Raw genomic sequence first — 6,482 nt, 5'->3', positions numbered from 1 at the left:
ATCGCATTTGTCGCGGCGATGGTCTGGACAGCCCACCCCTTTCCTAAAACTAATGGATCCCAAAGGCTCAGCCTTTGGCGGGGTTCCAAGGGGCGGCGCCCCTTGGTGGGGCTTGGGGCGAAGCCCCGGCTTTCCGTGCACCAGCACAGCCCTCACGCCATGATTGCCAAGGGCATTATTCTGGCGGGCGGGTCGGGGACGCGGTTGCATCCGACCACGCAGGCGACGTCGAAGCAATTATTGCCGGTGTATGACAAGCCGATGGTGTATTATCCGTTATCGACCTTGTTATTGGCGGGGATACGCGATGTGTTGCTGATTTCGACGCCGGCGGATCTGCCGCAGTTCCGGCGGTTATTGGGGGATGGGTCGCAATTCGGCATTTCGATGAACTATGCCGAACAGGCGTCGCCCGATGGATTGGCGCAGGCGTTTCTGATCGGCGAGGATTGGCTGGGCGGTCAGGCCTGTGCGTTGGCACTGGGCGATAATCTGATCCATGCCGACCATCTCTCGGATGCGTTGCGTGTGGCGGCGCGTCGTTCGGCGGGGGCGACGGTGTTTGCCTATCAGGTGCGCGATCCGGAGCGGTATGGCGTGGTGAGTTTCGATCAGGCGGGGCGTGCGGTCGAGATTGTCGAGAAGCCGGCGGTACCCTCGTCGAACTGGGCGGTGACGGGGTTGTATTTCTATGACGATCGGGTGACCGAATTTGCCCATGCAATCAAGCCTTCGCCGCGGGGCGAGCTGGAAATCACCGATCTGAACCGGATTTATCTGGAAAACGGATCGCTGAATGTCGAGCGTCTGGGTCGCGGCACGGCGTGGCTCGATGCGGGCACGCCCGATTCGCTCTTGCAGGCGGCGTTATTCGTGCAGACAATCCAGCAGCGCCAGGGCAATCTGGTCGGCTGTCCGGAGGAGGTGGCGTATCGCATGGGGTTCATCGATGCGGCGACGTTGCGGGCAAGGGCCATGACTCTGGGCAAGACCGAATTGGGGCGTGTGTTGATCGAACTGGCGGATGGGATGCATCAATGATCGAAGCGCAAACGATAGCGGATGTTCTGGTCATCACCCCGCCCCGGTTCGCCGATTCCCGGGGCTGGTTCAGCGAGAGCTGGAATGGCGCGAAGCTCGCTTCACTCGGCTTCACCCACCAGTTCGTCCAGGACAATCACTCCTATTCCGCCCAGACCGGCACGATCCGTGGCCTGCATTGTCAGATCGCCCCGTTCGTCCAGGGCAAGCTGGTCCGCTGCGTGCGTGGTGCGATCTGGGATGTCGCGGTGGATATCCGCAAAGGCTCGCCCGATTACGGCACATTCGTCGCGGTCGAATTATCCCCGGCCAATGGCAGGCAGCTTTGGATTCCCGGCGGCTTCCTGCACGGGTTCTGCACGCTGGAGCCGGATACCGAGGTGATCTACAAAGTCACCGCCGGCTACGACAAAGCCGCCGAGCGCGGCGTGATCTGGAACGACCCCGATCTTGCCCTGCCCTGGCCGGTCGCCGCCGATCAGGCGGTCCTGTCGGACAAGGACGGGGTCATGCCGCATCTCGCCGATTGCGAATCATGGTTCACGATGTGATGCGCGACGGCCCGATCCTGATCACGGGCGCCACCGGCCAGCTCGGCATGGCGCTGGCCGCCCAGGCCACGATGCCGCACCGCGCGGTTGGTCGCCCGGATTTCGATTTCGATTCGCCCGAAACCATCGCACGCTGCGTTGCCGAAACCGCGCCATCGCTGGTGATCAACGCCGCTGCCTGGACCGCGGTGGACGCGGCCGAACAGAACGTGGCTGCGGCCTACCGCGCCAATCGCGACGGCCCGGCCCAGCTCGCCCGCCTCTGCCGCGATTCCGGCATCCCGCTGATCCATGTCTCGACCGACTATGTGTTCGACGGTGAAAAAGGCGCTCCCTACCTCGAATCCGACCCCGTGGCCCCGCTCGGCGTCTACGGCGCCAGCAAGGAGGCCGGCGAGCGCGCCGTAATCGAATCGGGTGCCGACGCCATCATCCTGCGCACCGCCTGGGTCTTTTCCGCGCGCGGCAAGAATTTCGCCCGCACCATGATCAACGCATCGCGCAAAACCAACAATCTCCGCGTCGTCGGCGATCAGCGCGGCACCCCCACCGCCGCTGAAGACCTCGCCGCCGCGATTCTCGCCATTGTCGGCGCCATCCGCTCGCAGGGCTGGCGTCCGGAATACCGGGGCATTTTCCACGCCACCAATACGGGCGACACCACCTGGCACGGGTTCGCCGAGGTGATCTTTGACATTGCCGCAAAGTGTGGCGCGGCGCGCCCGACCGTTACCGCCATTACCACCGCCGAGTGGCCCACCCCGGTGAAACGCCCCGCCGATTCCCGGCTCGACGGCGGCAAGCTCGCCGCTATTTTCGGCCTCCGCCTGCCCGATTGGCACGATGCCACCACCCGTATCGTCACCGCGATGCTGGAGGCGGACGCCCACACATGATCGCGATCCTACTCTCCACCTACAATGGCGGCCGTTTCCTGCCCGAGCAGCTGGAGAGTTTCGAACGCCAGACCGACCCCGCCTGGCGCATCGTCTGGCGCGATGATGGCTCGACCGACGACACCCGCAGCATCATGGCCGAATTCACCGCCCGGATCGGCGAAGCCCGCTGCCGGGAAACCGCCGGTTCCGGCGTCCATCTCGGCGCTGCCGATAGTTTCCTCTCTTTGCTTCCCGAAGCCACCGATGCCGAAGCCGTCGCCTTCGCCGATCAGGACGACGTCTGGCTGCCCGACAAACTCGCCCGTGCGCGTGCGGCGCTGAAAGCCGCCGGCAATCAGGCGATGCTCTATTGCGCGCGACAGTATCTGGTCGATGAAAATCTCCAGGGCCATAATCTGTCGATCCTGCCGGGGGACAAACCCGGTTTTCCGGCAAGCCTCACGCAGAATATCGTGCATGGCAACACGATGGTGATGAACCGCGCGGCGGCCGATCTGGTGGCGCGCATCCCCGGCCCGCCCGGCACGATGCATGACTGGTGGAGCTACATCGTCATCACCGCCTGTGGCGGGATTGTTGTGATCGACCCGAAACCCGTGGTGCTGTATCGCCAGCACCGCGCCAATCTGATCGGGTCGCCGCCTTCGACCCTGGTGCGTGCGGTTGCCGCCCTGCGGCGGGGGCCGGGTATTTTCATGACCATGATGCGCCGGCATGTCACCCAGCTCGCGGCGAATGCCGAATTCCTCACCGATCAGGCGCGCGCCGATGTGGCTCGTATCGGCGAAGGCTTGTGCGGTGGCGTCGCACCCCGGTCGCGCGCCCTGCGCTGCCCTGGTTTGAAGCGGCAGACCGAGCTTGAGAACATGCTGTTCCGCCTCTGGTTCATGATCGGTTGAGGCGGAGCGCTCAGGTCAGCAGGACCAGATCGTCGCGATGCACGATCTCGTCGCGGCCGCGCCAGCCGAGCAGCGTCTCGATCTCGTCGGTCTGGTGGCGGGCGATCAGGCGGGTGTCGATGGCTGAGTAGGCGGCAAGGCCCCGGGCGAGGGTGGCCTGGTCCGGCGCGAGGATTTCGACGGCGTCGCCGCGTTCGAAATCGCCTTCGACGCTGACCACGCCGGCGGGCAGCAGGGAGGAGCCGCGCTGGATCGCGCTTGCGGCCCCGGCATCGACATGCAGGCGGCCGAGCGGGGCGAGGGAGCCGGCGATCCAGCGTTTGCGGGCCGAGCGGCCGCCGGGTTGGGGCAGGAACCAGGTGCAGCGGGCACCGTTCTGCAGGGCGGCGAGCGGATGGTCGATATGGCCGAGGGCGACGGCCATGGCGCAGCCGGCCTGGGTGGCGATGCGGGCGGCGACCAGTTTGGTGCGCATGCCGCCCGAGGAAAAGCCGGGGGGTGGGGCGCCGCCCATGGCTTCGATGTCCGGCGTGAGGGTTTCGATCAGCGGCAGGTGGCGGGCCGAGGGGTCGCGTTTGGGGTCGGCGGTGTAGAGACCGTCGATATCCGAGAGCAGGATCAGTTGGTCGGCTTCGACCATTTCGGCGACGCGGCCGGCGAGGCGGTCGTTGTCGCCGAAGCGGATTTCGCCGGTGGCGACCGAGTCGTTTTCGTTGATCACCGGGATGGCGCCGAGTTCGAGCAGGGTGCGCAGGGTGGCGCGGGCGTTGAGGTAGCGGCGGCGGTCTTCGGTATCGTCCATGGTCAGGAGGAGTTGGGCGGCGACGAGGTTGTGGGCGGAGAGGGCTTCGCTCCAGGCCTGGGCGAGGCGGATCTGGCCGACCGCGGCGGCGGCCTGTTTTTCCTCGAGGCGGAGGCGGGGTTGCAGCAGGCCGAGTTGGCGGCGGGCGAGCGCGATGGCGCCGGAGGAGACCACGATGACGAAGATGCCGCGTGCGCGGAGGTCAGCGATGTCGGCGGCCATGCCGTCGAGCCAGGTTGTGCGGGGGGTGGCGGCGGCGGAGTCGACGATCAGGGCCGAGCCGATCTTGACCACCAGCAGTTTCGCATCGGTCAGGCGCGGCGCGGCGCGGGGGGTCATTTGCGGTTCTCGCGGACCATGTCGAAGGTGGCGCGCAGAACTTCGTCGACGCCGATATGTCCGGCGGCGGACATCGTCATGACCGGTGCGCCGGAGGCTTTGGCGAGGGCGGCTTTGCGCGAGGAGATTTCGCGCTTGGTCATGGCGTCGGTTTTATTGAGCACGATGAGTTCGGGTTTGGCATCGAGCCCGCCGCCGTAGGCGCCGAGTTCGCCGCGGATGGTGCGCCAGGCATCGACCACGTGGCCGGCGGCGCCGTCGATCAGGTGGATCAGGACGGCGCAGCGTTCGACATGGCCGAGGAAGCGGTCGCCGAGGCCGGCGCCGTCGTGTGCGCCTTCGATCAGGCCGGGGATGTCGGCGAGGACGAATTCCTCGGTCATCGAGAGGCGGACGACGCCGAGTTGCGGGTGCAGGGTGGTGAAGGGGTAGTCGGCGATTTTGGGGCGGGCGGCCGAGGCGGCGGCGAGGAAGGTGGATTTGCCGGCGTTGGGCAGGCCGACCAGCCCGGCATCCGCGATCAGTTTCAGGCGCAGCCAGACCCAGCGTTCCTCGCCGGGCCAGCCCGGATCGGCGCGGCGGGGGGCGCGGTTGGTCGAGGTTTTGAACATGGCGTTGCCGTGGCCGCCGTCGCCACCGCGCAGGAAGACGATGCGCATGCCGGGTTTGTCGAGATCGGCGAGGAGGGTTTCGCGGTCATCGTCGAAAATCTGGGTGCCGATCGGCACTTTGATCAGCATGGTGGGGGCGGCGGCACCGGTGCAGTCGCGCCCGGCGCCGTTGCCGCCCTTGCGGGCGCGGAAATGCTGGGTGTAGCGGAAGTCGAGCAGGGTGTTGAGGTTTTCGACCGCTTCGAACACGATGTCGCCGCCGCGGCCGCCGTTGCCGCCGTCCGGCCCGCCGAATTCGATGTATTTTTCGCGCCGGAACGCGACGACGCCGTTGCCGCCGTCACCGGAGCGGAGATAGATTTTGGCCTGGTCGAGAAACTTCATAACAGATCACATACGAAAAAGGTCGGCGTGAGCCGACCTTCCCCGAACCCAAAAGGAGGTCGGCTTATTCGGCGGCGATCGCCAGCGGCTCGACCGACACCGAGACCCGGCCTTCGGCGCGGCGGGCGAATTTCACCCGCCCGTCGATCAGGGCGAAGATGGTGTGGTCGCGGCCGAGGCCGACATTGCTGCCGGGCTTCACCTTGGTGCCGCGCTGGCGGATGATGATGTTGCCGGCGACGACGTGTTCATCGCCGAACTTCTTGACGCCGAGGCGGCGTCCGGCTGAGTCGCGCCCGTTGCGGGATGAACCGCCGGCTTTTTTATGTGCCATCGAAAACTCCTCTGATCAGGCCGCGTTGATGCCGGACACCCGCAGCACGGTCACCTGCTGGCGGTGACCGTTTTTGCGGCGGCTGTTCTGCCGGCGGCGCTTTTTGAAAATGATGATCTTGTCCAGCCGGTCCTGCGCGATGACGGTTGCGGTGACGGTGGCGCCTTCGACGTTCGGCTTGCCGAGGGTCACGCCGGCTTCGCTGCCGAGGGCCAGGACATCGGTGAAGGTGATGGTGCTGCCGGCTTCGCCTTCGAGTTTTTCAACCTTGAGCACGGCGTCGGGCACGACGCGGTATTGTTTTCCGCCGGTGCGGATCACTGCGAACATCGATGAGGTCCAATTCTAGCTACGAGCCACGAGGGCAGACACAAGGGGAGGCGGTGACGAGATGTCGAAAAGGCTTGACGCGCGAAACCCAGCGGGATCGCGGCGCTGGCGGGGTTATAGCCGGAAGCGGGGCGGAGTCAATGTTGAAGAATGGGGTGGAAGAATGGGGTGGGAGAATGGGGTGGACGCGTTGCGACAAGGTTCATTATGATATCGTAACGATTAGGGCGTGCGCAAGCGGTATCGTTTAGGCGGGTTTTTCGCGGAATTTGCGGCGGGGCGGCCAGAAGCG

At 65.7% G+C, this 6,482-nt stretch carries 8 protein-coding genes; 4 read left to right on the top strand and 4 right to left on the bottom strand.

Annotated elements, in window-relative coordinates:
* Window positions 1–159 precede the first annotated feature (159 nt).
* Genes rfbA through ACP5E6_RS12400 form a run of 4 tightly spaced genes read left to right on the top strand, consistent with a single transcriptional unit; the run spans window position 160 to window position 3,390 of the window.
* Window positions 160–1,041: a glucose-1-phosphate thymidylyltransferase RfbA gene (gene rfbA, locus ACP5E6_RS12415; protein ID WP_427954554.1), complete on the top strand. Its 882-nt coding sequence runs from the start codon at window positions 160–162 to the stop codon at window positions 1,039–1,041.
* Complete coding sequence (rfbC, locus tag ACP5E6_RS12410; RefSeq protein WP_427954553.1) at window positions 1,038–1,592, top strand: dTDP-4-dehydrorhamnose 3,5-epimerase; 555 nt, start codon at window positions 1,038–1,040, stop codon at window positions 1,590–1,592. Before rfbA ends, rfbC begins: the two co-directional genes overlap by 4 nt.
* The gene (gene rfbD / locus ACP5E6_RS12405) at window positions 1,577–2,488 is read left to right on the top strand and encodes a dTDP-4-dehydrorhamnose reductase (RefSeq protein WP_427954552.1); all 912 of its coding nucleotides are present in this window, start codon (window positions 1,577–1,579) and stop codon (window positions 2,486–2,488) included. The genes rfbC and rfbD overlap by 16 nt, the downstream gene beginning before the upstream one ends.
* Window positions 2,485–3,390: a glycosyltransferase gene (locus ACP5E6_RS12400; RefSeq protein WP_427954551.1), complete on the top strand. Its 906-nt coding sequence runs from the start codon at window positions 2,485–2,487 to the stop codon at window positions 3,388–3,390. Before rfbD ends, ACP5E6_RS12400 begins: the two co-directional genes overlap by 4 nt.
* Window positions 3,391–3,400: 10 nt before the next feature.
* Here ACP5E6_RS12400 and proB read toward each other — a convergent pair whose 3' ends face one another.
* The 4 genes from proB to rplU all read right to left on the bottom strand — a co-directional run bounded on the left by proB (window position 3,401) and on the right by rplU (window position 6,190).
* The gene (gene proB / locus ACP5E6_RS12395) at window positions 3,401–4,531 is read right to left on the bottom strand and encodes a glutamate 5-kinase (protein ID WP_427954550.1); all 1,131 of its coding nucleotides are present in this window, start codon (window positions 4,529–4,531) and stop codon (window positions 3,401–3,403) included.
* Window positions 4,528–5,526 carry a GTPase ObgE gene (obgE, locus tag ACP5E6_RS12390; RefSeq protein ID WP_427954549.1) on the bottom strand — a complete coding sequence of 333 codons (999 nt, stop codon included), beginning with the start codon at window positions 5,524–5,526 and terminating at the stop codon, window positions 4,528–4,530. Before obgE ends, proB begins: the two co-directional genes overlap by 4 nt.
* Before the next feature lie 64 nt (window positions 5,527–5,590).
* Window positions 5,591–5,860: a 50S ribosomal protein L27 gene (gene rpmA, locus ACP5E6_RS12385; RefSeq protein ID WP_427954548.1), complete on the bottom strand. Its 270-nt coding sequence runs from the start codon at window positions 5,858–5,860 to the stop codon at window positions 5,591–5,593.
* A gap of 15 nt (window positions 5,861–5,875) precedes the next feature.
* Complete coding sequence (rplU, locus tag ACP5E6_RS12380; protein ID WP_427954547.1) at window positions 5,876–6,190, bottom strand: 50S ribosomal protein L21; 315 nt, start codon at window positions 6,188–6,190, stop codon at window positions 5,876–5,878.
* Window positions 6,191–6,482 lie beyond the last annotated feature (292 nt).

The organism is Acidiphilium sp., assembly GCF_049977125.1.
GTDB lineage: Bacteria > Pseudomonadota > Alphaproteobacteria > Acetobacterales > Acetobacteraceae > Acidiphilium.
Note: the sequence above shows the minus strand (reverse complement) of the source record. Positions and strands in the feature narration are given on the sequence as shown.

Bases quoted from the DNA above. Each gene is read 5' to 3' on its own strand.
- rpmA (WP_427954548.1), bottom strand. From the start codon at position 5,860: ATGGCACATAAAAAAGCCGGCGGTTCATCCCGCAACGGGCGCGACTCA.
- proB (WP_427954550.1), bottom strand. From the start codon at position 4,531: ATGACCCCCCGCGCCGCGCCGCGCCTGACCGATGCGAAACTGCTGGTG.
- rfbA (WP_427954554.1), top strand. From the start codon at position 160: ATGATTGCCAAGGGCATTATTCTGGCGGGCGGGTCGGGGACGCGGTTG.
- rplU (WP_427954547.1), bottom strand. From the start codon at position 6,190: ATGTTCGCAGTGATCCGCACCGGCGGAAAACAATACCGCGTCGTGCCC.
- ACP5E6_RS12400 (WP_427954551.1), top strand. From the start codon at position 2,485: ATGATCGCGATCCTACTCTCCACCTACAATGGCGGCCGTTTCCTGCCC.
- rfbD (WP_427954552.1), top strand. From the start codon at position 1,577: ATGGTTCACGATGTGATGCGCGACGGCCCGATCCTGATCACGGGCGCC.
- obgE (WP_427954549.1), bottom strand. From the start codon at position 5,526: ATGAAGTTTCTCGACCAGGCCAAAATCTATCTCCGCTCCGGTGACGGC.
- rfbC (WP_427954553.1), top strand. From the start codon at position 1,038: ATGATCGAAGCGCAAACGATAGCGGATGTTCTGGTCATCACCCCGCCC.